The organism is Metabacillus mesotrionivorans, assembly GCF_052171315.1.
Taxonomy (GTDB): domain Bacteria; phylum Bacillota; class Bacilli; order Bacillales; family Bacillaceae; genus Bacillus_P.
On sequence record NZ_JBQMFF010000004.1, the window covers coordinates 345,794 to 371,214 of the forward strand.

Here is a 25,421-nt window from a genome sequence, read left to right on the forward strand (position 1 = left end):
ATATAAATCTTAACTGGAATTACATAATCAGAACCGATGACGGAGAAGAGTAATCAGGATGACACATGACCAGAGAAGGAAAGCCTTGGCTGTAAGCTTTCCCATGATGACTTGATGAAGAGAACACTCTCTAGGTTTCCCTCTGAACGGCCTTGCATCTAGTAGGAGGAGAACGTGACAGGCGTTAACTGTCTTTGAGCGGGAGCAGTCTTTTTTGCTTCAACTAGGGTGGCACCACGGGATACAAACTCTCGTCCCTACATTTTTATGTAGGGGCGGGAGTTTTTTTATTTTTTGAAAAAATCGGAGGAATCTAACATGGCATTTCAAATACCGAGAGGCACGCAGGATATTCTGCCTGGAGAAGTTGAACGCTGGCAGTATATTGAAAATACAGCACGTGAAATATGCAAATTGTATCAATACAAGGAAATCCGCACACCCGTTTTTGAACACACTGAGCTGTTCCAGAGGGGAGTAGGCGAATCAACGGACATCGTTCAAAAGGAAATGTACACGTTCCAGGACCGTAAAGGAAGAAATATTACGCTTCGTCCTGAAGGAACGGCTTCAACAGTCCGCGCATTCGTTGAGAAAAAACTGTACGCACAGCCTGCACAGCCGACAAAGCTGTATTACATTGGACCGATGTTCAGATACGAACGTCCTCAGACCGGCCGTTTCCGCCAGTTTGTGCAATTCGGGGTGGAAGCTCTCGGAAGCAGCAATCCAGCTATGGATGCAGAAGTCATTTCCCTTGCAATGGAGCTTTACCGCGCTGTTGGACTGAAGAAACTGAAGCTGATCATTAACAGCCTTGGAGATGCTGACAGCAGAAAAGCTCACAAGGAAGCATTAATTGCGCACTTCGAGCCTAGAATCGGGGAGTTCTGCTCAGACTGCCAAAAAAGACTGACGCAAAATCCGCTTCGCATTCTTGACTGCAAAACAGACCGTGATCATGAATTGATGAAAACTGCTCCCTCCATTATGGATTATCTGAACGATGAGTCCCGCGCTTATTTTGAAAAGGTTCAGGCATACTTAACAGACCTTGGAATCGATTTTACAGTCGATCCGAATCTTGTGCGCGGTCTTGATTATTATAATCACACTGCGTTTGAAATCATGAGCGATGCAGAAGGGTTCGGCGCTATTACGACCCTTTGCGGCGGCGGAAGATACAACGGCCTCGTCCAGGAAATCGGCGGACCGGAAACGCCCGGCATCGGCTTTGCTCTAAGCATTGAACGCCTGCTCGCAGCTCTTGATGCAGAAGGCGTGGAACTGCCTGTAGACCAGTCGATTGACTGCTTTGTCGTGACGCTTGGCGACAAGCCGAAAGACCGTTCTGTATCTCTTGTATATGAGCTGCGCAAAGCGGGGCTGACAGCTGAGAAGGATTATGATGATAAAAAAATGAAGGCTCAATTTAAAGCGGCAGACCGTTTTAACGCAAGATACGTAGCCGTGCTTGGCGAAGATGAGCTTGAAAAGAACATGATTTCTGTTAAAAACATGGAATCAGGCGAACAGAAAGAAATTTCCCTGCATGACCTTGCAGCGTATATAAAAGGATAGTCAAAAGGAGAGAGAAATGATGTTTGGACGAACATATTATTGCGGCGAAGTAACAGAAGCAGCAATCGGAGAAAAAGTAACACTAAAAGGCTGGGTGCAAAAACGCCGCGACCTTGGCGGCCTGATCTTTATTGATCTGAGAGACAGAACGGGCATCGTGCAGATTGTCGTGAATCCTGAAGTTTCAGAGGAAGCGCTGAAAATTGCAGAAAAAGCCCGCAGCGAATACGTCCTCGACATCGAAGGAACAGTCGCAGCGCGTTCTGAAGGAACGGTTAATCCAAACATTGCAACTGGCAAAATCGAAATCATGGTAGAGAAAGCTGAAATCATCAATGCAGCAAAAAACCCGCCTTTCCTGATTGAAGATAAGTCTGAAGAGGTTTCAGAGGATGTGCGGTTAAAATACCGCTATCTGGACCTTAGAAGACCGGCCCTGCTGGATACGTTTAAAATGCGCCACAATGTGTCCAAGTCAATCCGCAATTTCCTGGACGAGAACGGATTCCTTGACGTTGAAACACCGATTCTGACTAAAAGCACGCCTGAAGGAGCGCGCGACTATCTTGTGCCGAGCCGTGTACATGAAGGAGAGTTTTACGCTCTTCCACAGTCACCGCAGATTTTCAAACAGCTGTTGATGGTTTCAGGCTTCGACCGTTATTATCAGATTGCCCGCTGCTTCCGCGATGAAGACCTGCGTGCAGACCGCCAGCCTGAATTCACTCAGGTGGATATTGAAATGTCCTTTATGAGCCAGGACGAAATCATGGGACTGATGGAAAAAATGATGTCCCGCATCATGAAAGAAACAAAAGGTGTGGAGCTTGCCCTTCCGCTTCCGCGCATGACGTATGACGAAGCGATGGGACGCTATGGTTCGGACAAACCGGATACACGCTTCGGCCTTGAACTCGTAAATGTTTCTGAGCTTGTAAAAGACAGCGGCTTTAAAGTGTTCAGCGGCGCTGTCGGGAACGGCGGAGAAGTGAAGGCCATCAATGTAAAAGGCGCGGCCGCAACTTATTCCCGCAAAGACATTGATGCTTTAACAGAGTTTGTTTCCCAGTACGGAGCAAAAGGACTTGCATGGCTGAAAGCAGAAGAACAGGAGCTGAAAGGCCCGATTTCAAAATTCTTCGGTGAAGAAGAGCAGGCTGCATTAAGAACGGTCACCGAAGCAGAAGCCGGAGATTTGCTGCTGTTTGTTGCAGACAAGAAATCAGTTGTGGCAGATGCCCTTGGCGCCCTTCGCCTCAAACTTGGGAAAGAGCTTGGCATGATTGATGAGAGCAAATTCAACTTCCTGTGGGTCATTGACTGGCCGCTGCTTGAGTACGACGAGGAAGCACAGCGCTATTTCGCAGCCCATCATCCGTTCACAATGCCTGCACGCGAGGACCTGGAGCTGTTTGAAACCAATCCGGCAGCAATGAAAGCACAGGCTTATGACCTCGTACTTAACGGTTATGAGCTTGGCGGAGGAAGCATCCGTATTTTTGAAAGAGATGTTCAGCAGAAAATGTTCAAAATGCTCGGCTTCTCAGAAGAGGAAGCGACGGAGCAGTTCGGATTCCTGCTTGAAGCGTTTGAATACGGAACGCCTCCGCACGGCGGAATCGCTCTTGGTCTTGACCGTCTCGTCATGCTGCTTGCAGGCAGAACGAACCTTCGCGACACGATTGCATTCCCTAAAACAGCAAGCGCAAGCGACCTTCTCACACATGCGCCAAGCGAGGTCAGCACAGCCCAGCTGAACGACCTTAACCTTGACCTTAAGCTTAAAAAGGGTGAATAATGCCTACTTGGAATTGCTTGAAAAGACCGTTCCAATGTGGTAATCTTTTTACAAGATAAAAAGAAGTCCTGATGTGTACGTCGTACACTTAGTTTTGATCCAACATTACTTGATCCGGGAGTTCAAGTTTCCATTGCGGTGTAAATGCCTCATCATTCGATCAGAGGACTTATCATCCGTGGAACAGGACACCCACCTGCTGTGAGCGGGTTCAAAACCAAGATAGCCGCGACGGCACAATTGGGACTTCTGCCGAATAGAACGTACAGCCTTCATGAGCATTTGCTTGTGGAGGCTTTTTGTTTTTAGTATCTGCTTGAAGTGTTTTAACTTTTAAAGCTGTAATGTATGCACCTGCACACAGGAGGAGAGTCGCAAAGGGGACGAGATATGACCCTTCACGCCGGAGTGGAGGTCCTGAAGGTCGCAATAGGACGGGGAAATGACCCTTCACGCCGGAGTGGAAGTCCTGAAGGTCACAAATGGGGCGAGATATGACCCTCCACGCCGCATGAAGTCTCTCAATCCACTGTTTGATACCGACCGTTTAAGAATTCCCTCTTGTTTTTCAGCGAAAGTATGATATATTCATTTTCAGGAAAAATACTGACATGGATTCTATAAATGGAGTTGAGAGGATTGCTGAATCAATTTTCACGCAATGAACTTGCGATTGGAAAAGAAGGTATTGAAATTTTAAAAAACAGCACGGTTGCAGTTCTTGGAATCGGCGGAGTCGGATCGTTTTCGGCAGAGGCTCTTGCACGTTCCGGAGTGGGACGGATTGTGCTTGTTGATAAAGATGATGTGGATATCACAAATGTAAACCGCCAGATTCATGCGCTTGTGTCGACTGTAGGGAAGCCAAAAGCGGATCTGATGCGAGACAGAATTAAAGAAATCAATCCCGATTGTGACGTCATCGCACTGAAGATGTTCTATACGGAAGAAACGTATGAAGAGTTTTTCAGCTACGGGCTTGATTATGTGATTGATGCTTCTGATACGATTTCGTATAAGATCCATCTGATGAAAGAGTGTCTGAGAAGAGAGATTCCGATCATCTCAAGCATGGGCGCCGCCAATAAAACCGATCCGACGAGATTTAAGATTGAAGACATTTCAAAAACCCACACAGACCCGATTGCGAAGGTCATCCGCACCCGTCTCCGCAAAGAAGGCATCCGAAAAGGGATTAAAGTGGTGTTTTCTGATGAAAGTCCGATTGTGATCCGCGAAGATGTCCGGGTAAAGGTAGGGAATGACGCTGCGCAAATCCGCAAGGCTAAAATGCCGCCTTCATCCAATGCATGGGTACCTTCCGTTGCAGGGCTGATCATGGGCGGTCACGTTATCATGGATCTTCTGAAAGATATTAAAATTACACGGGTAAACGGTTAATAGTTAAAAAAGAAAGCAGGCAGGAAAACGGACGTTTTCCTGCCTGCTTATTTTTATTCTGCATTAGTTCCTCATCAGCTTTTCATAAATCTGGGCAAGAGACAGCTCAAATTTCCCTGTCTGTTTTGGCTCGTAGTATTTTTTCTTTTTTAAGGAGTCGGGGAGGTACTGCTGTTTGACCCACCCGTTTTCATAGTCATGCGGATATTTGTAGTCGATGCCCCGGCCCAGTTTGCCTGCACCTTTGTAATGGGCATCTTTTAAGTGATCAGGCACTTCTCCGCTTTTGCCTGAACGGATATCGGCAAGGGCTGCATCGAGTGCTTTGTAGGCCGAGTTTGATTTTGGCGAGAGGCACAGTTCGATCACTGCATTTGCAAGAGGTATTCTTGCTTCAGGCAGGCCAAGGCGTTCTGTTGCTTCAATGGCGGCAAGTGTTCTTGCTCCTGCCTGCGGGCTTGCAAGGCCGATATCTTCATAGGCGATGACGAGCAGTCTTCGGTTAATGCTGATCAGGTCCCCTGCTTCAATCAGTCTTCCGAGATAATGAAGAGCTGCATTCACATCAGACCCTCTGATCGATTTTTGAAAAGCAGAGAGCACGTCGTAGTGGGCATCTCCGTCCTTGTCATGCACAAAGCTTTTTTTCTGAAGGCACTCCTCAGCGGTTTTCAGATCAATGCGGATGATGCCCTCATCATCCGGTTCAGATGAAATGACGGCAAGTTCAAGTGCATTCAATGCCGATCTTACATCGCCTGCACAGCTTGAGGCGAAATGATCGAGCGCGTCGTCTGCCACTTCTGCCCTGTACTTAGCAAGCCCCTTTTTGTCGTCCGACAGGGCTCTGATCAGAGCTTTTTTAATGTCGTCCGCTTCAAGCGGCTTCAGCTCAAAGATCTGGCATCTGCTTCTGATTGCAGGATTAATGGCGTGATAAGGGTTGCTCGTGGTTGCTCCGATTAAAATGATTTTTCCGTCCTCAAGATAAGGAAGGAGAAAATCCTGTTTGGCTTTATCGAGGCGGTGAACCTCGTCAAGAATCAAAATGACTTTGCCCGACATCTTGGCTTCTTCTGCAACGATTTCCATGTCTTTTTTATTATTTACAACAGCATTCAGTTTTCTGAAAGCTGTATTGGTGCTTCCTGCTATGGCTGTGGCTATGGACGTTTTGCCGATTCCGGGCGGTCCGTACAAAATCATGGAGCTGAGGTGCCGTGCTTTAACCATCCGCTCGATCATTTTGCCTTTGCCGACCAGGTGCTCCTGTCCGATGATTTCATCAATTGATTCCGGCCTCATTCTGAATGCCAGTGGTTTCATTTCCATCACTCCCGGGTGGTTCAAGCTCTTTCATTCCAGTATACCAATTTGTCTTCCCAAATGCTTAATAAGTCAATTTGAATGCTCGGGTAATAGGAAATATGCTATAATGGCTTAGGTTCATTTTAATGAAAACGGTGTTGACTGAAAGGCGGCGTTGGAACGTATGCGTCCAGGGAAATCACTTGCTGAGCTGAGAGTGAGATGGAGTATTTATTTTACCGGACTCCTCATCATGGCTTTCGGCATTGTGCTGACCATTAAAGCAGACCTCGGCACATCGCCGTGGGATGTTCTTCATATAGGATTGTATTATCAGCTTGGTTTAACGATCGGATCTTGGGCAATTATTGTAGGAGGAGGCATTCTTCTCCTGTCATCCATTTTTACAAAGAAGATGCCGCAGGCCGGTGCGTTTGTAAATATGCTTACAGTTGGCCTTTTTATCGATTTATATATGATGATTCCGTTTTTGCAGACGCCTCCCGGCTATGCTGGGAAAATCGGAATGCTGCTTCTTGGCATTCTGGTCATGGGGTATGGCATCGGGTTATATATATCAGCAGGTTGCGGGGCGGGGCCGCGTGATACACTCATGCTTGCCCTTGTTGAAAAAACGGGAATGAAGGTATCAAGGATCAGAAGCAGCATTGAAGTGATTGTTTTGCTTATAGGCTGGTCACTTGGGGGCCCTGTCTTTTTCGGCACAATCGTCTGTACGCTGTCAATCGGCTATATTATCGGCTTTACTCTGCCATATTGCCAGAAGGCAACCGATGCCCTGCTTTTGAGAACAGAAGAAAAAAGACAAAGGGTTCAACAAGTCAGTTAGATAAATAGGGGTGGAAGAATGAAGATTTCAACGAAAGGCCGCTACGGTCTTACTATTATGATTGAGCTTGCGAAAAAACACGGCGAAGGGCCGACATCATTAAAGAGCATTGCCCAGACGCATGACCTGTCTGAGCACTATCTTGAGCAGCTGATTGCACCACTGCGCAATGCGGGACTGGTTAAAAGCATCCGCGGAGCCTACGGGGGATACGTGCTCGGCAATGAACCGGCAGCTATTACGTCAGGGGATATTATCCGCGTGCTTGAAGGGCCTATAAGCCCCGTTGAAGTTCTGGAAGATGAAGAACCTGCCAAGCGTCATCTGTGGGTCAGGATACGAGATGCCGTCAAAGATGTACTGGACAGCACAACACTTGAAGATCTTGCAAATTATACGGATGATGAGCAGGAATCTTACATGTTTTATATTTAAAAGGTGGGTTTACTGTGGATAGAATTTATTTGGATCATGCTGCAACATCACCCATGCATCCCGCTGTGATTGAGCAAATGATTCCGCATATGCAGAATGTATTTGGAAATCCTTCAAGCATCCACGGGTTCGGGCGTGAAAGCAGAAGGGTGCTTGATGAGGCGAGAACTGCTATTGCGGCAAGTCTTCATGCCAGACCGAAGGAAATTATTTTCACAAGCGGCGGCACGGAAGCCGATAATATGGCAATTCTCGGTGCTGCATCAGCTTACCGGCATAAAGGGAATCATATTATTACGACTCAGGCTGAGCACCATGCCGTTTTAAATACATGCAAGCATCTGGAAAAACAGGGGTTTGAGGTTACCTATCTCTCTGTTGACACAGGCGGCAGCATATCCATCAAAGAATTGAAAAAAGCACTGAAGCCTGAAACGATTCTTGTGACGATCATGTACGGAAACAATGAGACAGGATCGGTTCAGCCGGTCCAGGAGATTGGAGCGATCCTAAGGAACCATCCTGCTCTTTTTCATACGGATGCCGTTCAGGCTTACGGTCTTCTTGACATCAATGTGAAAGAGAGCGGAATTGATATGCTCTCTGCCTCCGGCCACAAAATCAACGGCCCGAAAGGCACGGGATTCCTGTACCTGAGGGAAGGAATATCCCTTAAACAGCAGTCTTACGGCGGTGAACAGGAACTGAAAAGACGCGCCGGAACAGAAAATGTTCCAGGCATTTATGGATTAAAGGCGGCAGCTGAGCTTGCTCTGAAAACGAAAGAGGAGAAAGCTGCTCAATATAGAGAGTTTAAACTGAAATTAATGGAAGTACTGAAGGAAGAAGAGGTTTCGTTTGAAGTGAACGGAACGCTTGAAGAGAGTCTTCCTCATGTGCTGAACCTTTATTTCCCGGGAACAAATGTAGAGGCAATGCTTGTAAACATGGATCTTGCTGGTATCGCCGTTTCCAGCGGCTCTGCCTGCACAGCAGGTTCCATTGAACCCTCGCATGTGCTGACAGCGATGTACGGCAATCACGAGCGGACAAAAGCATCCATAAGGTTCAGCTTCGGTTACGGCAATACACTTGAACAGATTGAAAAAACAGCACGCGAAACAGCCCGCATTGTAAAGCGGCTTACAGCTTAGAAGGAACTATGGAGGTGGAAAAGATGCAAAAATCACCTAAAGACACTCGTGTCGTTGTCGGGATGTCAGGCGGAGTCGATTCCTCCGTTGCGGCACTGCTTTTAAAACAGCAGGGATACGATGTGATCGGCATCTTTATGAAAAACTGGGATGATACGGATGAAAACGGCGTCTGCACGGCAACTGAAGACTATGATGATGTCATTCAGGTCTGCAATCAGATCGGCATTCCGTATTATGCCGTCAATTTTGAAAAGCAATATTGGGACAAAGTATTTACTTATTTCCTGGATGAATACAAAGCGGGAAGAACGCCAAATCCCGATGTCATGTGCAACAAGGAAATCAAATTCAAGGCGTTTCTTGAGCATGCAATCTCACTTGGAGCAGATTATCTTGCAACAGGACACTACGCGCAGGTTGAATTCCGGGACGGCGAATATAAAATGCTGAGAGGCGAAGATGCTAATAAAGATCAAACGTATTTCCTCAATCAGCTCACGCAGGATCAGCTCTCCAAAGTAATGTTCCCGATTGGAAATATTCCAAAATCAAAAGTCCGCGAGATTGCAAAAGAAGCGGGCCTTGCGACAGCGTCCAAAAAAGACAGCACAGGAATCTGCTTTATCGGGGAACGGAACTTCAAGGAATTCCTGAGCGGATATCTTCCTGCACAGCCAGGCCTGATGCAGACTCTTTCAGGAGAGGTAAAAGGCAAGCATGACGGACTTATGTATTATACAATCGGCCAGCGCCACGGCCTTGGCATCGGCGGAAGCGGAGATCCGTGGTTTGTCATCGGCAAAGATCTTGAAAAAAATGTTCTTTACGTTGATCAGGGCTTTGACAATGATCTGCTTTATTCTGATTCTCTGACTGCCACAAGCATCAGCTGGGTGTCAGGAAAGATGCCTGAGGGCACGGTCACATGCACGGCTAAATTCAGATACCGTCAGGAAGATCATGCCGTTCAGGTTAAGATGACGGATGCTGAAACAGCACAGGTTATCTTCGATAAGCCGGTAAGAGCCATTACACCTGGACAGGCGGTTGTTTTCTATAACGGAGACGAGTGTCTTGGCGGCGGAACCATTGACGAAGTGTTTAAAAAAGATGATAAAATTTGGTATGTCGGATAACGAAGACTTATGTAAACCTCAACAGCAACGGTTGAGGTTTTTCTTTTAAAGAGAAAGGAAGTGCCAAAGATGAGCGATAAAAACAAAATGGGCATTGAAGCGATGCAAAAAGGCGATTTCGAAAAGGCGGCAGGATTTTTTTCGGAAGCCATTGAAGAAAATCCGAATGATGCAGTTTGCTATGTGAATTTCGGAAACCTGCTTGCAGCTGTGGGAGAACCTGAAAAAGCGATTTCGTTTTTTGAAAAAGCCATTGGGCTTGATGAAGAGGCAACTACGGCTTATTACGGAGCAGGAAGTGTATATTACGATCAGGAACGCTATGAGCAGGCGAAAAACATGTTCGTAAAAGCGATACAAAAAGGGATGGACAACTCAGATGTCTATTTCATGCTGGGGATGAGCTATGTGGTGACGGAACAGCCGTTGCCGGCGCTTCCTTATTTGCAGAGAGCGGCAGAATTAAATGAAGAAGATACAGAAGCGCGTTTTCAGTATGCTCTTTGTCTTGCCCAGCAGGATGCGCTTGATGAAGCAATTAAGCAATTTGGCATTGTGGCTGAGAAGGACCCCCAACATGCTGATGCTTTTTACAATCTAGGCGTTGGATATGCATTTAAGGAAAAACCTGAAAAAGCGCTCCAAATGCTTGAGCGCGCGCTTGAGATTCAGCCCGGTCACGCGATGGCTGCCAATCTGAAACAATTATTGCAAGAGATGTAGCGGGGAGGAGATCTTGTGCAGCAACAGGCGGATCTGTTTCAGGAACAGGAACGGTTTCTAAAAGGGAAAATCATCACGGTTATTTTTCAGAATGAGCAGAATCATTACACCGTCCTGAAGACGGAGGTTCTTGAAACGAGCGAAAATATTGATCAAAAAGAGATGACCGTGACAGGCTATTTTCCGCTTCTGCATGAAGATGAGACATACACCTTCTTCGGGGTGGTCACGCAGCATCCAAAATTCGGACAGCAGTTTCAGGCAGAGCACTACAGAAAAGAGATACCTAAAACGAGAGACGGGGTCATCCAGTATCTCTCAAGTGATCTTTTTAAAGGTATAGGGAGAAAAACGGCCGAAGCCATCGTAGACGAGCTTGGAGAAGGAGCCATTTCAAAAATGATGGAGGATCCATCCCTTCTTGATAAGGTCCCGAAACTTGGCAAAGACAAGGCGAAACTGCTGCTCGATCAGCTGAAGGAGCACCAGGGACTTGAACAGGCCATGATTATCCTGAACCAGCTCGGATTTGGCCCGCAATTGTCCATGAAAATTTATCAGGCCTATCAGGACAGAACGGTACAGGTCATCCAGGAAAACCCGTTTCAGCTCGTAAAGGATATAGAAGGCATCGGTTTTGTGCGGGCAGATGAACTTGGGGGCCGCATGGGGCTTGGGGGAAATCATCCCGAGCGAATCAAAGCAGCCTGCTTTTACACGATCGAACACCTTTGCCTTCAAGAAGGCCATACATATGTTTCAACTGAACAGCTTATTGTAAAAGCAATGGATCTCCTGAATCAGTCCAGTGACATGAGAGTGATTGAAACGGATATTTCAGAACAGATTATTAAGCTTGCAGAAGACAGAGGCATTATCATCGAAGAGGACAGAACGTACTTGCCTTCGCTCTATTTTGCGGAGCAGGGGCTTGTGAAGAGCATTCAGCGGGTTCTTCTGCAAACGGAGTATGACAGCCTTTTTCCCGAGTCAGAGTTTCTCCTGTCACTTGGAAACCTCGAGGAACGGATGAACGTTCAGTATGCTTCCAGTCAAAAAGAGGCGATTCAGACAGCTCTGATGTCGCCGATGCTGCTTCTTACAGGAGGACCGGGAACAGGAAAAACGACCGTGATTAAGGGGATTGTCGAGCTGTATGCCGATCTGCACGGGTGTTCTCTTGACCCAAAGGACTATAAAAAAGAAGAGCCTTTTCCCATTTCATTGGTGGCGCCTACCGGACGTGCTGCAAAGCGGATGACAGAAGCGACGGGACTTCCTGCCGTCACGATTCACAGGCTGCTTAAATGGAACGGGGCAGAAGGCTTTGACCACGGCGAGGACAACCCGATTGGGGCCAAGCTTCTGATTGTAGATGAAATGTCCATGGTGGATACCTGGATTGCCCATCAGCTTTTTAAAGCCCTGCCTGAACAGATTCAGGTGATTATGGTTGGTGATGAAGATCAGCTGCCTTCTGTTGGACCCGGCCAGGTTTTGCGGGATCTTCTTGAGTCGGATGCCGTTCCAGTCGTGCGCCTGACGGATATTTACAGACAGGCAGAGGGGTCGTCCATCATTGAGCTTGCCCATGATATCAAAAAAGGGAGGCTGCCAGAAAACCTTGCCTCCCCGACGAAAGACCGTTCCTTTATCAGGTGCAGCGGAACGCAGGTAAAGGAAGTGGTGGAAAAAGTTATTGCCAATGCTATAAAAAAAGGGTATACCGCACGCGATGTGCAGGTTCTTGCTCCTATGTACAGAGGTCCTGCAGGCATAGACCAGCTGAACGTGATGCTGCAGGAACTGTTCAATCCCAAATCATCCGGCAAACGGGAAATGAAATTCGGAGAAACGGTGTACCGGTCGGGCGATAAAGTGCTTCAGCTTGTCAATCAGCCTGAAAGCAATGTGTACAACGGGGATATCGGGGAGATTGTATCCATCTTTTATGCAAAGGAAAACACGGAAAAAGAAGATATGATCGTCATTTCATTCGACGGAAATGAAGTGACTTATACAAAATCAGACTTTACTCAGTTTACGCATGCGTTCTGCTGCTCCATCCATAAATCCCAGGGCAGCGAATTTCCCATTGTGGTTGTGCCGGTTGTCAAAAGCTATTACCGGATGCTCAGGCGCAACCTTATTTATACAGCCATTACCCGGAGCAAGCAGTTTCTGATCCTCTGCGGCGAGCAGGATGCGCTTCTTCGGGGAATTGAAAACCGCGATCATCTTAGCCGGCAGACGTCTCTTCGCATGAAGCTGTCGCAAAAGCAGGAAGAAAAACAGGAGCTCGAATCAGAGCTTCCATTCGGCGGGGCAGATGCCATGATCGGAATGGAAGGCATTACCCCGTATGACTTTATGGAAGACAGCAGAATCTAAGAGTGTTCGGAAAGGGGGAGTTTCTCCTGCGGACATTCACAGAGCTCAGAGGCCTTCCTGTAGTCGATCTGGAAGACGGGTATATAGCAGGGTATGTATGTGATGCATGCCTTGATAAAAACGGCCGTTTCACCGGACTTTTGCTGCATGAAAAAGGCTTTTTTAAAAAAGGGCGCATCGTACCGAGTGAATCGATTTGCACCATCGGCAAGGACGGAATCATGATGAAAGGAAGAAGCACGCTGAAATCGCTGTCTGAATTCAGAGAAGCTTATTTCCTAACATCACGCCGCCGAATCCAATACAAAGAGGTTTTTTCTGCAGAGGGCGAGAAGCTTGGTCTTCTCGCAGATGTATATTTTTCTGAACATTTGGGCACCATTGTAGCATATGAACTGACGGACGGATTCTTTGCAGACATGATGGAGGGAAAGAAGAAACTTGATCCTCCAGGGACTTTAACGATCAGCAAAGATGCAATCGTCATGGATTTTATTCATTAGCGAGGTGCACCAAATTGTTGAAATGCCCGAATTGCAAAAGCAAAGATATAGGCAAAATCGGCGTAAACCAGTATTACTGCTGGGGATGCTTCATAGAGCTGTCTGTATCAAAAGGACAGATTTTCACCCACCAGGTGGAAGAGGACGGTTCCTTAAGTTCTCTTGATGATCTTTTCTCAGATGATGACCGAACAATCAGCATGTAAACGCAGCAAGGGGGAAATGAGTATGAACCGGCGAATGACCTCAATGCTTTCAGATTTACTTGGACGTGTTTCCGTTTCAAAGCGGGACATGAAAAAAATGAAAAAACGCATCAAGAAACTATTCTGATGCGCGCATGATGAAAAGCAGTCAGGGCTCCTGGCTGCTTTTTCCTTTGAATAAAGGGCATGCATAACTATAAAAAGAAGCAGCGGGAATATGGGGTACCAAAAAGGGAAAATGCTGCCCTATAAAAAGGAGCCCTGGAAAGATGGGGAACCAAAAAGGAAAAATGCTGCCCTATAAAAAGAAGCCCTGGAAATATGGGGTACCAAAAAGGGAAAATGCTGCCCTATAAAAAGGAGCGGTGGAAATATGGGGTACCAAAAAGGAAAAATGCTGCCCTATAAAAAGAAGCAGAGGAAATATAGGGAACCAAAAAGGAAAAATGCTGCCCTATAAAAAGGAGCGGCGGAAATATGGGGTACCAAAAAGGAAAAATGCTGCCCTATAAAAAGAAGCAGAGGAAATATAGGGAACCAAAAAGGAAAAATGCTGCCCTATAAAAAGGAGCGGCGGAAATATGGGGTACCAAAAAGGAAAAATGCTGCCCTATAAAAAGAAGCAGAGGAAATATAGGGAACCAAAAAGGAAAAATGCTGCCCTATAAAAAGGAGCCCTGGAAATATGGGGTACCAAAAAGGGAAAATGCTGCCCTATAAAAAGGAGCCCTGGAAATATGGGGTACCAAAAAGGAAAAATGCTGCCCTATAAAAAGGAGCTTAGTAAGTATAGGATATCCATTGGAGCGAAAGGGTACGGGTATACGAAACAACCTTAATAATAATGAGCAGGCGTATTCTTTCCCACACATGAATAATTCCCCCCTCCATCACCAAACTAAAGACGAGGAGGGGATGCAACTTGAGAGAACGATATGTGAAATGGCTGTTTAGAATCGCGATATTCCTTCTGATCCTGCTTTCTGTTTTTCTTTTATTAAAGCTGAGAGTCTTATGGGATCCTTTTTTTATGATGTTCAAGGCCGTTCTGATCCCTTTTTTAATTGCAGGCTTTATTACATACTTGCTCCATCCGGTCATTGAAAAACTCCACTCTACAGGGGTGCCCCGGACACTTTCCATCTTGATTATCTACACCCTTTTCTTTGGAGGGGTGGGCTACGGCCTCTATAAAGGCATTCCGGTGATGATCATTCAGCTGAAGGATTTATCGGCCAGTTTTCCTGTGCTTGAGCAAAAATACCAGGGCTGGCTGGAAATGGTTCACACCCAGACCGACCGGTTCCCTGATGAAATTCACACGCGGATTGAAGATGGATTCCAGAATATTGAAGCGTGGTTTTCTTACTGGATTGATAAAATTCTGAGCAGTCTCGGCAAGGCTGTTGATTACATTCTGGTTTTCGCACTGATTCCCTTTTTGGTATTTTATATGCTGAAGGATTATGAACAGCTGAAAAAAGCAGCCTGGTATTTGACTCCAAAAAGGTGGAGAGCGGAGGCTTCTGTATTTGTCAGAGATGTGGATCAGTCGCTTGGCAGCTATATAAGAGGTCAGCTGCTCGTCTGTGTGATTATTGGACTTCTTGCGTTTGTTTCTCTTTGGTTTTTTGATATTAAGTATCCGCTCGTTATCGGAATTCTGATTGGGGTTACGAACGTTATCCCGTATTTCGGGCCTGTCATCGGAGCGATTCCGGCTGTCATCATTGCAGCATCCATGTCACTAAATACGGTCTTGATTGTTGCTGCCATTATTTTCACGCTGCAGTTTATTGAAGGGAACATTCTCGGTCCGCTGATCGTCGGGAGAAGTCTTCACATGCATCCGATTGTGATTATGCTTGCTTTGCTTGCGGGTGGTGAAATAGCCGGTATCATTGGACTGATTTTGGCTGTTCCTGTGCTTGCAGTGCTGAAAGTCACACTCATGCATCTCACGCAGCTGAGAAGACAGCATTGACAATGGGTTGGCGTTAAACTATAATTCAGCGTATAAAGCGCAAATAGGAAAACGATGAAGGAACGAGTATGTTTCAGACCATCTGATAAGAGAGGGGCTTGTACGCTGAGAGAGCTCTGAGGTGAAGGGAAACAGAAGGCTATTCCGGAGTGCAGGCAAACCCTGCCGGTGAAACCACGTTACGGTTTTAATGAAGTGATGGACTAGTATGTCTATAATCAGGGTGGTACCGCGAGCAATCTCTCGTCCCTGTGAAAATCAAGCGTGATTTTCACAGAGGCGGGAGTTTTTTATTTGCATTTAATTAAAAGGAGGAAAAAAGATGAAGACACTAACCTCAGCGCAAGTACGCCAAATGTTCCTTGACTTTTTTAAAGAAAAAGGACATGCAGTTGAACCAAGTGCATCTCTCGTGCCGCATGAAGATCCGTCGCTATTATGGATCAACAGCGGGGTTGCTACATTAAAAAAATACTTTGACGGCCGGGTGATCCCTGCAAACCCGAGAATTTGCAACGCGCAGAAATCAATCCGCACAAATGACATTGAAAACGTCGGAAAAACGGCGCGCCATCATACGTTTTTTGAAATGCTGGGCAACTTTTCCATCGGCGACTACTTTAAAGTAGAGGCGATTGAATGGGCATGGGAATTTCTGACGGACAAGAACTGGATCGGTTTTGACCCTGAGAAGCTTTCGGTTACAATTCATCCGGAAGATGATGAAGCGTTCCTGATCTGGAAAGATAAAATTGGTGTTCCGGAAGAACGGATTATCCGTCTTGAGGGCAACTTCTGGGATATCGGAGAAGGCCCGAGCGGACCGAATACAGAGATTTTCTACGACCGTGGAGAGTCATACGGAAATGACCCGCAGGACCCTGAGCTTTATCCGGGCGGCGAAAATGAACGCTATCTTGAAGTGTGGAACCTTGTGTTCTCTGAGTTCAACCATAATTCAGACGGAACGTATACTCCGCTTCCTAAGAAAAACATCGATACAGGCATGGGCCTTGAGCGGATGGTTTCGGTCATCCAGGATGTGCCGACCAACTTCGATACAGATCTGTTCATGCCGATCATCAGCGCAACAGAAAACGCATCCGGCGAAAAATACCGCGTGGATGCTGAAAAAGATGAAGCCTTTAAAGTGATTGCCGATCATATCCGTACAGTGACATTCGCGGTCGGTGACGGAGCACTTCCTTCTAATGAAGGCCGCGGCTATGTACTGAGACGTCTTCTCCGCCGTGCTGTAAGGTATGCCAAAAAGCTTTCCATCAACCGTCCGTTCATGTATGATCTCGTTCCGGTTGTGGGAGAAATCATGGTTGATTTTTATCCGGAAGTGCAGGCTAAAACGGAATTTATCCAAAAAGTGATTAAAAACGAAGAAGAACGTTTCCATGAAACACTGAATGACGGCCTGGCTATTTTATCGGAAGTGGTCAAAGTTCAAAAGGCGAAAGGCAGCTCAGTTATTCCTGGTGCGGATGTATTCCGTCTTTACGATACGTACGGTTTCCCTGTTGAATTAACAGAGGAATATGCACAGGAAGAGCAGATGGAAATCGATCATGAAGGCTTCAAAAGAGAGATGGAAGGCCAGCGGGAGCGCGCACGTGCTGCAAGGCAGGATGTTGATTCGATGCAGGTTCAGGGCGGAGTGCTCGGCGAAATCAAAGCAGACAGCACGTTTGTCGGCTACAGCAGCCTTACAGCAAAAGCTGCCGTTTCCGTTCTTTTGAAAAACGGAGAGATCATCAATGAAGCGCATGAAGGAGACGAAGTGCAGCTGATTTTGAATGAAACGCCATTTTATGCAGAGAGCGGCGGACAGATCGCAGATGAGGGGACAATTGAAAGTGATGCTGTGAAGCTTCAGGTCAAGCATGTCCAAAAAGCGCCAAACGGCCAGAACCTTCATACGGTCATTGTTGTAAGCGGAACAGTGAAAACAAATGACGAGGTAATAGCTTCTGTTGATGAAAAAACACGCAGTGCCGTTATTAAAAATCACACAGCGACGCATCTTTTGCATCAGGCTCTTAAAGATGTCCTTGGAGGACACGTCAATCAGGCAGGTTCCCTTGTAACAGGGGAAAGACTCCGCTTTGACTTCTCTCATTTCGGACAGGTGCAGCCTGAGGAACTTGAGCAAATTGAACAGATCGTCAACGAACAAATCTGGAAAAGCATCGGAGTAAATATTGAGCTTAAGCCGATCGCTGAAGCAAAAGAAATGGGTGCAATGGCTCTGTTCGGAGAGAAATACGGAGATATTGTGCGGGTCGTTCAAGTTGGCGATTACAGCCTTGAGCTTTGCGGCGGCTGCCATGTTGACAATACAGCGTCCATCGGGATGTTTAAACTTGTCGCTGAATCAGGAATTGGCGCAGGCACCCGAAGAATTGAAGCTGTAACAGGACAAGGCGCTTACCAGCTTGTCAAAGATCAGCTGTCTATCCTTTCAGACGTTGCAGGAAAACTTAAATCAAGCCCGAAAGATGCTGCAAACCGGGTTGACGCGCTGCTTCTGGAAGTTCGTTCTCTTCAGAGGGAAAATGAATCATTGACGGCTAAACTGGGTAACGTAGAAGCTGGAAGCTTGCTGAGCCAGGCTGCCGAAATTGACGGAGTTACTCTTCTTGCAAGCAAAGTAAGTGCAAAAGACATGAACAGCCTGCGTTCTATGGTGGATGAGCTGAAGCAAAAACTTGGATCAGCTGTTGTTATTCTCGGTGCTGCCCATGACGGGAAAGTCAGTCTTGCTGCTGGAGTTACAGGTGACTTAGTTAAGAAAGGCTATCATTCCGGCAAGCTGATCAAAGAAGTCGCGGCTCGGTGCGGTGGAAGCGGCGGAGGACGTCCTGATATGGCTCAGGCCGGCGGAAAAGACCCTGAAAAACTTGAAAGTGCCCTGAAATATGCTTCAGAATGGGTGAAAAGCGTCTGATTTTTCTTCCTTCAAGGGAAATCCGTTTTATAATTTCCATACTTAGTGTAGAATGGTAATAAGAATGGACAAGCAGATTCAAACAGACGAATCTGGGAAAGAGGTGCGTGTGATGAGTTCCTTTGACAAAACAATGAAGTTTAATTTTTCTGAGGAAGCAGTGGAGACGAACGTAAATGAAGTGCTGTTCACTGTTTATGATGCCTTAAAGGAAAAAGGGTACAATCCGATCAATCAAATTGTCGGCTACCTTCTCTCCGGAGATCCCGCTTATATTCCGCGGCATCGCGATGCAAGAAATTTAATCCGCAAGCTTGAGCGCGACGAACTCATTGAGGAATTGGTCAAATCGTACTTACACCATCATAGAGAGGATTAATATGCGAATTATCGGGCTTGACTATGGCTCCAAAACAATCGGAGTCGCTGTCAGCGATGAACTTGGCTGGACAGCACAGGGAATCGAGACAATTAAAATTGATGAAACAGCAGGGAATTTTGGGCTTCCCAGGCTGACTCAGATTGTAAATGAGCATCATGCAGAGAAATTTGTCCTCGGTTTTCCAAAGAACATGAATGGAACGGTCGGACCAAGGGGAGAAGCAAGCCAGAGGTTTGCTTCAAAGCTTGAAAAAACCTTCGGCATCCCGGTCATCCTCTGGGATGAACGATTATCCACGATGGCTGCAGAACGTGTTCTGCTCTCAGCGGATGTCAGCAGAAAAAAGAGAAAAAAGGTAATTGATAAAATGGCTGCCGTCATGATCCTTCAGGGCTACCTTGACAGCCTGAACTAACCGGCAGCAAATTATAGATGAGGTGACTTACATGGAACACGGAGAAAAACAAATTACAGTAGTAGACGAAAACGGCAACGAGCAGCTTTGCGAAATTCTTTTCACTTTCGCATCTGAAGAGTTCGGAAAGTCTTACGTCCTTTACTATCCTCTTGGAGAACAGGATGACGAGGAAGAAATTGAAATTCATGCATCCAGCTTTGAGCCTACTGCAGACGGCGTTGACGGGGAACTTGCTCCGATCGAAACAGAAGAAGAGTGGGATCTTGTAGAAGAAATGCTGAATACATTCCTTGACAACGAAGAGGAAGAAAACTAAATCGTCAGATGAGAATAAACCGTCATTTGACGGTTTATTTTTTTGCTTTTAATACCGTATAAAGGGAACACTCCTGAAAGGGGAAATTTTCTGTTTTTGCGGGATGGAACAGGCGCTCCCGTAAAAATGTGGTGGAATTTGGCGAAAAAATGGTCATTATGTAGTATAATCATGATGATGAAAGGGGGAGCTCGTCCATAATGTCAGAGGGAGATTCGAACAAACATACATTGCAGCACAAACTCCTGGAAAAACAGCAGGAAGCAAGAGTCATCCGGAAGATTGTCCTGATTGTTGTCGCTGTGCTGCTTATAGCTATGACAGGGCTGATCGGCGGAGGCTATTTATATATCAAATCCGCGCTTGAGCCGGCTGATGAAACAGATAAAAAAGCAGTGAATGTAAAGATACCTATAGGTTCATCTGTCTCATCCATTGCGGCTATTCTGGAAGAAAAAAAGATTATTAAAGATAAACGGGTTTTCAAATACTATGTGAAATTTAAAAACGAATCAGGTTTTCAGGCTGGTGACTACAAACTTACTCCGGCGATGGAACTTGAAGATATCATAGCAAGCCTCAAATCAGGCCGGGTGATAACAGACGTTGTGTTTCAAATTCCCGTCCCTGAAGGCATTCAGCTCACACAGATTGCAGCACAGGTTGCCAAACATTCAGGCTACCCTGAAAAAGAAGTGCTGAACAGAATGAACAGCAAAGAATTTATTTCAGCTATGCAGAAAAAATATCCGGAAACCGTGACAAAAGAAATCTACGGCCAGGATATTAAGTACCCGCTTGAAGGCTATTTTTATCCGGCAACTTATCCGTTTTATGAGGAAAAACCTCCGCTTGATCTGATTTTAGAAGAAATGATCAAGAAAACAGATGAAGTGGTCAAGCCTTATGCAGACCAGCTCGAAGAAAAAAATATGCCGGTTCACAGGTTTTTGACGATGGCATCTCTCATCGAAGAAGAAGCGACCCAGTCAGTTGACAGGGAAAAGATTTCAAGCGTTTTTTATAACCGGATCAGCAAAAAAATGCCGCTTCAGACCGACCCTACCGTGCTTTATGCACTTGGAGAGCATAAAGACCGCGTGTTTTACAAAGATCTTGAAGTAGAATCACCCTATAATACGTACAAAGTACAGGGACTTCCGCCGGGACCGATTGCAAATCCGGGAACCCAGTCGATGAAGGCGGCAATCGAGCCTGCCAAGACGGACTATCTCTATTTCCTCGCAACGAAAAAAGGCGAAGTGATTTTCACGAAAACACTTGCAGAACATAACAAAGCAAAAGCTGAACACATCACGAATAAATAAGAAACAGGGGAAGGCGAAAAAATTCGCATTCCCTTTTCTATTGTGGTAAAATATATCGAGTTGCAAAGACAAAGATATACAAAACGATAAATACAGCCAAGAGTTCTTCGGTAGAACTCTTATTTTCATGAGATAAGATAGACCTGAACGCCCGCCAGTGCGGCGTTTAAAGGAGAAGACAATGGAAAACGAATCAATTTTAACATATATAGAAAGCCTTCTTCCCGAGCAGGATGAATCCATCAGAAAGATGGAGGAATATGCAGAACAGCACGTCGTTCCGATTATGGAAAAGACAGGGATCGAAGTTCTGATCAGTCTCCTTGTGCTGAAACAGCCAAGAAAAATACTGGAAATCGGCACAGCCATCGGCTACTCTGCCATCCGCATGTGCAGGGCGCTCCCGCAAGCGGAAGTTGTTACGGCTGAGCGAAATGCAGAACGCTACAAACAGGCATCCCAGAATATCACGGAAAATGGCCTCAGTGACAGAATAACGGCTCTCCACGGCGACGCCCTTCAGCTGAAAGAGCAGATTGCTGAAAAAGGACCGTATGACGTGATTTTTATTGATGCTGCCAAGGGTCAGTATATGAGATTTTTTGAAATGTACGAGCCGATGCTCTCTAAAGACGGCTGCATCATAACGGACAACGTCCTGTTTAAAGGACTTGTTGCGAATGAAGAGGAGGACATGTCGTTTCACCGGAGACGGCGTGCACTGCTCAGGAAAATCCGCAGCTACAATGAATGGCTGATGTCCCATCCTTCTTATCACACAGCGATTTTCCCTGTCGGAGACGGAATGGCCGTAAGTATAAAACGAGGTGAACAAGATGAATAAACCTGAATTAATTGTCACACCAACCAAGATGGAAGATTTAATCCCCCTTGCAGATGCAGGAGCCACTGCTTTTGTTCTCGGAGAACAGCGCTTCGGGCTCAGACTTGCAGGTGAATTTAATCGTGACCAAATGAGAGAGGCAACCGCCATTGCCCACTCTAAAAATGTAAAAGTGTACGCCGCTGTGAATGCGATTTTTCATAACGAAAAGATAGAAGATCTGTATGATTATCTTCGTTTTCTGAAAGAAATCAACGTGGATGCTGTTTTATTCGGAGATCCTGCCGTTCTCATGGCCGCAAGAGAAGCTGCTCCTGAGCTTCCTCTTCACTGGAATACGGAAACAACGGCTACAAACTGGTATACATGCAATTATTGGGGAAGAAAAGGGGCAAAACGGGCGGTTCTTGCACGTGAGTTAAGCATGGAATCGATTATCGACACGAAAGAACATGCAGAAGTGGAAATTGAAGTTCAGGTCCACGGAATGACATGCATGTTCCAGTCCAAACGCTCCCTCATCGGAAACTACTTCGAATACCAGGGAAAAGCAATGAAGATTGAAAACATTCAGAGTGAAAAAGCGATGTTCCTGCACGACAAGGAGCGCAGCAACAAGTATCCGATTTATGAGGACGAAAACGGCACACACATCATGAGCCCGAATGATATGTGCATTATTGATGAGCTCTCTGACATGATTGATGCAGGCATTGACTCTTTCAAAATTGACGGTGTCCTTCAAACGTCTGAGTATTTGATTGAGGTAACTAAAAAATACCGCAAGGCGATCGATCTCTGCGTGGAAGACCGCGATGAGTATGAAAATGTAAAAGATGATCTTCTTTCAGAAATTGAAGACATTCAGCCTGAAAACCGCCCGCTCGATACAGGATTTTTCTTTAAAGAAACCGTTTATTAATAGAAGCTGGAATGAAACAAGGAGGAATAAATGATGGTGACTGCTGCAGATAACATTTCACAGATCATAGACGGCAAACGCGTCATTGTGAAAAAACCGGAATTGCTTGCGCCGGCAGGCAATCTCGAAAAATTAAAAATCGCCGTTCACTACGGTGCAGACGCCGTTTTTATCGGCGGAAAAGAATTCGGCCTCCGTTCTAATGCAGATAATTTCTCATTGGAAGAAATGGCAGAAGGTGTGCAGTTTGCAAACAAATACGGTGCAAGAATTTATGTTACGACCAACATTTTTGCCCATAACGAAAACATGGACGGGCTTGAAGAGTACCTGATGGGCCTTCAGGAAGCAGGCGTTTCTGGCATTATCGTGGCTGATCCGATGATTATCGAAACATGCCGCAGAGTAGCTCCGAAACTTGAAGTGCATTTAAGCACACAGCAGTCTCTCTCGAACTGGAAAGCTGTTCAGTTCTGGAAAGAAGAGGGACTTGAGCGGGTGGTTCTTGCACGTGAAACAAGCGCTGAAGAAATAAAAGAAATGAAAGAAAAAGTTGATATTGAGATTGAGACCTTTATCCATGGAGCAATGTGCATTGCGTATTCAGGACGCTGCGTACTGAGCAATCATATGACTGCGCGTGATTCAAACCGCGGGGGATGCTGTCAGTCATGCCGCTGGGACTACGATCTTTACAAGCTCTCAGATAATGGGGAAGAAGCTTTGTTCAGCGGAGATGACGCTGCGTTTGCCATGAGTCCGAAAGACTTAAATCTCATCCAGTCCATTCCGAAAATGATCGAGCTTGGAATTGACAGCCTGAAAATTGAAGGCCGCATGAAGTCCATTCACTATGTTGCAACGGTAGTCAGTGTTTACCGCAAGGTCATCGATGCTTATTGCGCTGATCCGGAAAACTTTGTCATCCAAAAAGAATGGCTTGATGAGCTTGATAAGTGTGCAAACCGCGACACAGCTCCTGCTTTCTTTGAAGGCGTTCCAGGAACAGAGGAGCAAATGTTCGGCATTCACGGCAAGAAAACAACGTTTGATTTCGTTGGGCTTGTTCTTGATTACAATGAAGAGACTGGCATGGTTACACTGCAGCAGCGCAACTATTTCAAGCCGGGTGACGAAGTTGAATTCTTTGGCCCTGAAATGGAAAACTTCACGCAGACAATTGAGCAGCTGTGGGATGAAGACGGAAACGTTCTTGATGCAGCCCGCCATCCTCTGCAAATCGTGACGTTTAAAGCAGACCGCAAAGTCTTCCCAAATAACATGATGCGGAAGGGGAAGTGAACCGATGGGGAAAAAGCCCATTGTCATTGGGGTAGCCGGGGGCTCAGGCTCCGGCAAAACCAGTGTGACAAAGTCCATTTATGATTATTTTAAAGGCCATTCCATCTTAATGCTGGAGCAGGACTTTTATTATAAAGATCAAAGCCATCTTCCGTTTGAAGAGAGGCTGAATACTAACTATGATCACCCGCTTGCTTTTGACAACACGCTTTTGATTGAGCATATTAAACAGCTTTTAAATTACGAAGCCATCAACAAGCCTGTCTATGACTACAAGCTTCACACCCGTTCTGAAGATGTCCTGCTCGTTGAGCCGAAAGACGTCATTATTCTTGAAGGCATTCTTGTTCTTGAAGACGAGAGACTGCGCAATTTGATGGATATTAAGCTGTACGTTGATACAGATGCAGATATCAGGATCATCAGACGCATGCTTCGCGATATAAAAGAGCGCGGAAGAACGATTGACTCTGTCATCGAGCAGTATGTTTCCGTTGTCCGTCCAATGCATAACCAGTTCATTGAGCCGACAAAGCGCTATGCGGATATTATCATACCTGAAGGCGGCCAGAACCATGTGGCAATCGACCTTATGGTTACAAAGATTCAAACAATTCTTGAACTAAACGCAATTTTGTAATAACATAGCATAGATAAAGAGTACTGTGACCATATTATGTATAGGCTGTTAAAGTTTCTCACAGCTTTTATGAACCGGATGAAAATTCTCATGTTCAGGAAAGCTTCATCGGGAAAAGAACGATGTCTTAAAAGCAAGCCCAGGGCTTGCTTTTAAGCTACATATAGCAAATACCCGGCCAGTCGTTTTTGAGATGACCTGACACTTCAGCATATGCATAAACCGGGCGGGAGCAGATCAAGTCGGCTCCTCTGTTAACACAGTGCAGTCTTACATACCAATTGATTTTGGGGGCAGTTATACTAGAAGGAGTGAGATCATGGCACAAGAAAAAGTATTTCCTATGACACTTGAAGGTAAAGAAAAGCTTGAGCAGGAACTTGAATACTTAAAATCGGTCAAACGCAAAGAAGTTGTAGAAAGAATCAAGATCGCGCGCAGCTTCGGAGACCTGTCTGAGAACTCGGAATATGATTCAGCCAAAGAAGAACAGGCTTTCGTTGAAGGACGCGTAACAACACTTGAGAATATGATCCGCAATGCTAAAATTATTGTGGACGATGCAGATTCAAATGTTGTCACTCTCGGCAAAACCATTTCATTTATTGAACTTCCAAACGGCGATGAAGAAACATATACAATCGTCGGAAGCGCTGAGGCTGATCCATTTGAAGGCAAAATCTCAAATGATTCCCCAATCGCAAAGAGCCTCATGGGCCGCCAGGTTGGAGATGAAGTAAACGTGCAGACTCCGGGCGGAGAAATGCAAGTAAGAATCACAAACGTTAAGTAAGCAGGTTTAATAAGAAAACACCTCGTCGACACTAGTCAAAGGCGAGG

At 45.9% G+C, this 25,421-nt stretch carries 23 protein-coding genes, 1 other RNA gene and 2 other annotated features; of the genes, 23 read left to right on the forward strand and 1 reads right to left on the reverse strand.

Annotation, left to right across the window (positions count from 1 at the left end; all coding sequences use genetic code 11):
* Window positions 1-27: 27 nt before the first annotated feature.
* Window positions 28-262: a binding site (T-box leader), on the forward strand.
* 56 nt (window positions 263-318) lie between these two features.
* From hisS to ACTSEZ_RS13960, 4 genes are all read left to right on the forward strand, one after another.
* On the forward strand, window positions 319-1,581 hold the full coding sequence (hisS, locus tag ACTSEZ_RS13945) for a histidine--tRNA ligase (RefSeq protein WP_369734769.1): 1,263 nt from the start codon (window positions 319-321) through the stop codon (window positions 1,579-1,581).
* A 19-nt stretch (window positions 1,582-1,600) separates the two neighbouring features.
* Window positions 1,601-3,379: an aspartate--tRNA ligase gene (aspS, locus tag ACTSEZ_RS13950; RefSeq protein ID WP_369734770.1), complete on the forward strand. Its 1,779-nt coding sequence runs from the start codon at window positions 1,601-1,603 to the stop codon at window positions 3,377-3,379.
* 62 nt (window positions 3,380-3,441) lie between these two features.
* Window positions 3,442-3,630, forward strand: a non-coding RNA gene (ssrS, locus tag ACTSEZ_RS13955) — 6S RNA.
* A 388-nt stretch (window positions 3,631-4,018) separates the two neighbouring features.
* Window positions 4,019-4,780 carry a tRNA threonylcarbamoyladenosine dehydratase gene (locus ACTSEZ_RS13960; protein WP_369734771.1) on the forward strand — a complete coding sequence of 254 codons (762 nt, stop codon included), beginning with the start codon at window positions 4,019-4,021 and terminating at the stop codon, window positions 4,778-4,780.
* Between the two features lie 63 nt (window positions 4,781-4,843).
* Here ACTSEZ_RS13960 and ACTSEZ_RS13965 read toward each other — a convergent pair whose 3' ends face one another.
* A complete protein-coding gene (locus tag ACTSEZ_RS13965; protein ID WP_369734773.1) occupies window positions 4,844-6,106 on the reverse strand; it encodes a replication-associated recombination protein A in 1,263 nt (420 codons plus the stop codon).
* A 166-nt stretch (window positions 6,107-6,272) separates the two neighbouring features.
* On the opposite strand from ACTSEZ_RS13965, the gene ACTSEZ_RS13970 reads away from it, so the two are divergent.
* The 19 genes from ACTSEZ_RS13970 to greA all read left to right on the forward strand — a co-directional run bounded on the left by ACTSEZ_RS13970 (window position 6,273) and on the right by greA (window position 25,374).
* Complete coding sequence (locus ACTSEZ_RS13970) at window positions 6,273-6,938, forward strand: YczE/YyaS/YitT family protein (protein WP_369734774.1); 666 nt, start codon at window positions 6,273-6,275, stop codon at window positions 6,936-6,938.
* Between the two features lie 18 nt (window positions 6,939-6,956).
* Window positions 6,957-7,373 (forward strand): cysteine metabolism transcriptional regulator CymR, encoded by a 417-nt coding sequence (gene cymR, locus ACTSEZ_RS13975; protein ID WP_029279454.1) that lies wholly within the window; start codon window positions 6,957-6,959, stop codon window positions 7,371-7,373.
* 14 nt (window positions 7,374-7,387) lie between these two features.
* Entirely contained in the window at window positions 7,388-8,527 is a 1,140-nt protein-coding gene (locus ACTSEZ_RS13980; protein WP_369734775.1) for a cysteine desulfurase family protein, read from the forward strand.
* 23 nt (window positions 8,528-8,550) lie between these two features.
* Entirely contained in the window at window positions 8,551-9,666 is a 1,116-nt protein-coding gene (gene mnmA / locus ACTSEZ_RS13985) for a tRNA 2-thiouridine(34) synthase MnmA (protein ID WP_369734776.1), read from the forward strand.
* Between the two features lie 69 nt (window positions 9,667-9,735).
* On the forward strand, window positions 9,736-10,389 hold the full coding sequence (locus ACTSEZ_RS13990) for a tetratricopeptide repeat protein (RefSeq protein WP_369734778.1): 654 nt from the start codon (window positions 9,736-9,738) through the stop codon (window positions 10,387-10,389).
* A 15-nt stretch (window positions 10,390-10,404) separates the two neighbouring features.
* The gene (recD2, locus tag ACTSEZ_RS13995; RefSeq protein WP_369734779.1) at window positions 10,405-12,780 is read left to right on the forward strand and encodes an SF1B family DNA helicase RecD2; all 2,376 of its coding nucleotides are present in this window, start codon (window positions 10,405-10,407) and stop codon (window positions 12,778-12,780) included.
* Between the two features lie 2 nt (window positions 12,781-12,782).
* Window positions 12,783-13,283, forward strand: coding sequence for a PRC-barrel domain-containing protein (locus ACTSEZ_RS14000; RefSeq protein WP_081414170.1), 501 nt, complete (start codon window positions 12,783-12,785; stop codon window positions 13,281-13,283).
* Between the two features lie 14 nt (window positions 13,284-13,297).
* Complete coding sequence (locus ACTSEZ_RS14005) at window positions 13,298-13,489, forward strand: YrzR-like zinc ribbon domain (RefSeq protein WP_029279465.1); 192 nt, start codon at window positions 13,298-13,300, stop codon at window positions 13,487-13,489.
* A gap of 922 nt (window positions 13,490-14,411) precedes the next feature.
* Window positions 14,412-15,473, forward strand: a complete 1,062-nt coding sequence (locus ACTSEZ_RS14010) for an AI-2E family transporter (RefSeq protein WP_369734780.1) — start codon at window positions 14,412-14,414, stop codon at window positions 15,471-15,473.
* A 45-nt stretch (window positions 15,474-15,518) separates the two neighbouring features.
* Window positions 15,519-15,727, forward strand: a binding site (T-box leader).
* 68 nt (window positions 15,728-15,795) lie between these two features.
* A complete protein-coding gene (gene alaS, locus ACTSEZ_RS14015; protein ID WP_369734781.1) occupies window positions 15,796-18,429 on the forward strand; it encodes an alanine--tRNA ligase in 2,634 nt (877 codons plus the stop codon).
* Between the two features lie 112 nt (window positions 18,430-18,541).
* Window positions 18,542-18,808: an IreB family regulatory phosphoprotein gene (locus tag ACTSEZ_RS14020; protein WP_029279472.1), complete on the forward strand. Its 267-nt coding sequence runs from the start codon at window positions 18,542-18,544 to the stop codon at window positions 18,806-18,808.
* A 1-nt stretch (window position 18,809) separates the two neighbouring features.
* Complete coding sequence (ruvX, locus tag ACTSEZ_RS14025; protein WP_029279474.1) at window positions 18,810-19,226, forward strand: Holliday junction resolvase RuvX; 417 nt, start codon at window positions 18,810-18,812, stop codon at window positions 19,224-19,226.
* Window positions 19,227-19,257: 31 nt separating this feature from the next.
* Window positions 19,258-19,545 (forward strand): DUF1292 domain-containing protein, encoded by a 288-nt coding sequence (locus ACTSEZ_RS14030; protein WP_029279476.1) that lies wholly within the window; start codon window positions 19,258-19,260, stop codon window positions 19,543-19,545.
* Between the two features lie 200 nt (window positions 19,546-19,745).
* Window positions 19,746-20,873: an endolytic transglycosylase MltG gene (mltG, locus tag ACTSEZ_RS14035; protein WP_369734783.1), complete on the forward strand. Its 1,128-nt coding sequence runs from the start codon at window positions 19,746-19,748 to the stop codon at window positions 20,871-20,873.
* Window positions 20,874-21,054: 181 nt separating this feature from the next.
* On the forward strand, window positions 21,055-21,717 hold the full coding sequence (locus ACTSEZ_RS14040; RefSeq protein ID WP_369734785.1) for an O-methyltransferase: 663 nt from the start codon (window positions 21,055-21,057) through the stop codon (window positions 21,715-21,717).
* Window positions 21,710-22,639, forward strand: a complete 930-nt coding sequence (locus tag ACTSEZ_RS14045) for a peptidase U32 family protein (RefSeq protein WP_369734786.1) — start codon at window positions 21,710-21,712, stop codon at window positions 22,637-22,639. The genes ACTSEZ_RS14040 and ACTSEZ_RS14045 overlap by 8 nt, the downstream gene beginning before the upstream one ends.
* Before the next feature lie 33 nt (window positions 22,640-22,672).
* A complete protein-coding gene (locus ACTSEZ_RS14050) occupies window positions 22,673-23,941 on the forward strand; it encodes a peptidase U32 family protein (protein ID WP_369734788.1) in 1,269 nt (422 codons plus the stop codon).
* A gap of 4 nt (window positions 23,942-23,945) precedes the next feature.
* Entirely contained in the window at window positions 23,946-24,581 is a 636-nt protein-coding gene (gene udk, locus ACTSEZ_RS14055; RefSeq protein ID WP_029279486.1) for a uridine kinase, read from the forward strand.
* 319 nt (window positions 24,582-24,900) lie between these two features.
* Window positions 24,901-25,374 carry a transcription elongation factor GreA gene (greA, locus tag ACTSEZ_RS14060; RefSeq protein ID WP_282032990.1) on the forward strand — a complete coding sequence of 158 codons (474 nt, stop codon included), beginning with the start codon at window positions 24,901-24,903 and terminating at the stop codon, window positions 25,372-25,374.
* Window positions 25,375-25,421 lie beyond the last annotated feature (47 nt).

Coding starts and splice junctions, on each gene's coding strand:
- hisS (WP_369734769.1), top strand. CDS start 319: ATGGCATTTCAAATACCGAGAGGCACGCAGGATATTCTGCCTGGAGAA.
- aspS (WP_369734770.1), top strand. CDS start 1,601: ATGTTTGGACGAACATATTATTGCGGCGAAGTAACAGAAGCAGCAATC.
- ACTSEZ_RS13965 (WP_369734773.1), bottom strand. CDS start 6,106: ATGAAACCACTGGCATTCAGAATGAGGCCGGAATCAATTGATGAAATC.
- ACTSEZ_RS13970 (WP_369734774.1), top strand. CDS start 6,273: ATGCGTCCAGGGAAATCACTTGCTGAGCTGAGAGTGAGATGGAGTATT.
- cymR (WP_029279454.1), top strand. CDS start 6,957: ATGAAGATTTCAACGAAAGGCCGCTACGGTCTTACTATTATGATTGAG.
- mnmA (WP_369734776.1), top strand. CDS start 8,551: ATGCAAAAATCACCTAAAGACACTCGTGTCGTTGTCGGGATGTCAGGC.
- ACTSEZ_RS13990 (WP_369734778.1), top strand. CDS start 9,736: ATGAGCGATAAAAACAAAATGGGCATTGAAGCGATGCAAAAAGGCGAT.
- alaS (WP_369734781.1), top strand. CDS start 15,796: ATGAAGACACTAACCTCAGCGCAAGTACGCCAAATGTTCCTTGACTTT.
- ACTSEZ_RS14020 (WP_029279472.1), top strand. CDS start 18,542: ATGAGTTCCTTTGACAAAACAATGAAGTTTAATTTTTCTGAGGAAGCA.
- ruvX (WP_029279474.1), top strand. CDS start 18,810: ATGCGAATTATCGGGCTTGACTATGGCTCCAAAACAATCGGAGTCGCT.
- ACTSEZ_RS14030 (WP_029279476.1), top strand. CDS start 19,258: ATGGAACACGGAGAAAAACAAATTACAGTAGTAGACGAAAACGGCAAC.
- mltG (WP_369734783.1), top strand. CDS start 19,746: ATGTCAGAGGGAGATTCGAACAAACATACATTGCAGCACAAACTCCTG.
- ACTSEZ_RS14040 (WP_369734785.1), top strand. CDS start 21,055: ATGGAAAACGAATCAATTTTAACATATATAGAAAGCCTTCTTCCCGAG.
- ACTSEZ_RS14045 (WP_369734786.1), top strand. CDS start 21,710: ATGAATAAACCTGAATTAATTGTCACACCAACCAAGATGGAAGATTTA.
- ACTSEZ_RS14050 (WP_369734788.1), top strand. CDS start 22,673: ATGGTGACTGCTGCAGATAACATTTCACAGATCATAGACGGCAAACGC.
- udk (WP_029279486.1), top strand. CDS start 23,946: ATGGGGAAAAAGCCCATTGTCATTGGGGTAGCCGGGGGCTCAGGCTCC.
- greA (WP_282032990.1), top strand. CDS start 24,901: ATGGCACAAGAAAAAGTATTTCCTATGACACTTGAAGGTAAAGAAAAG.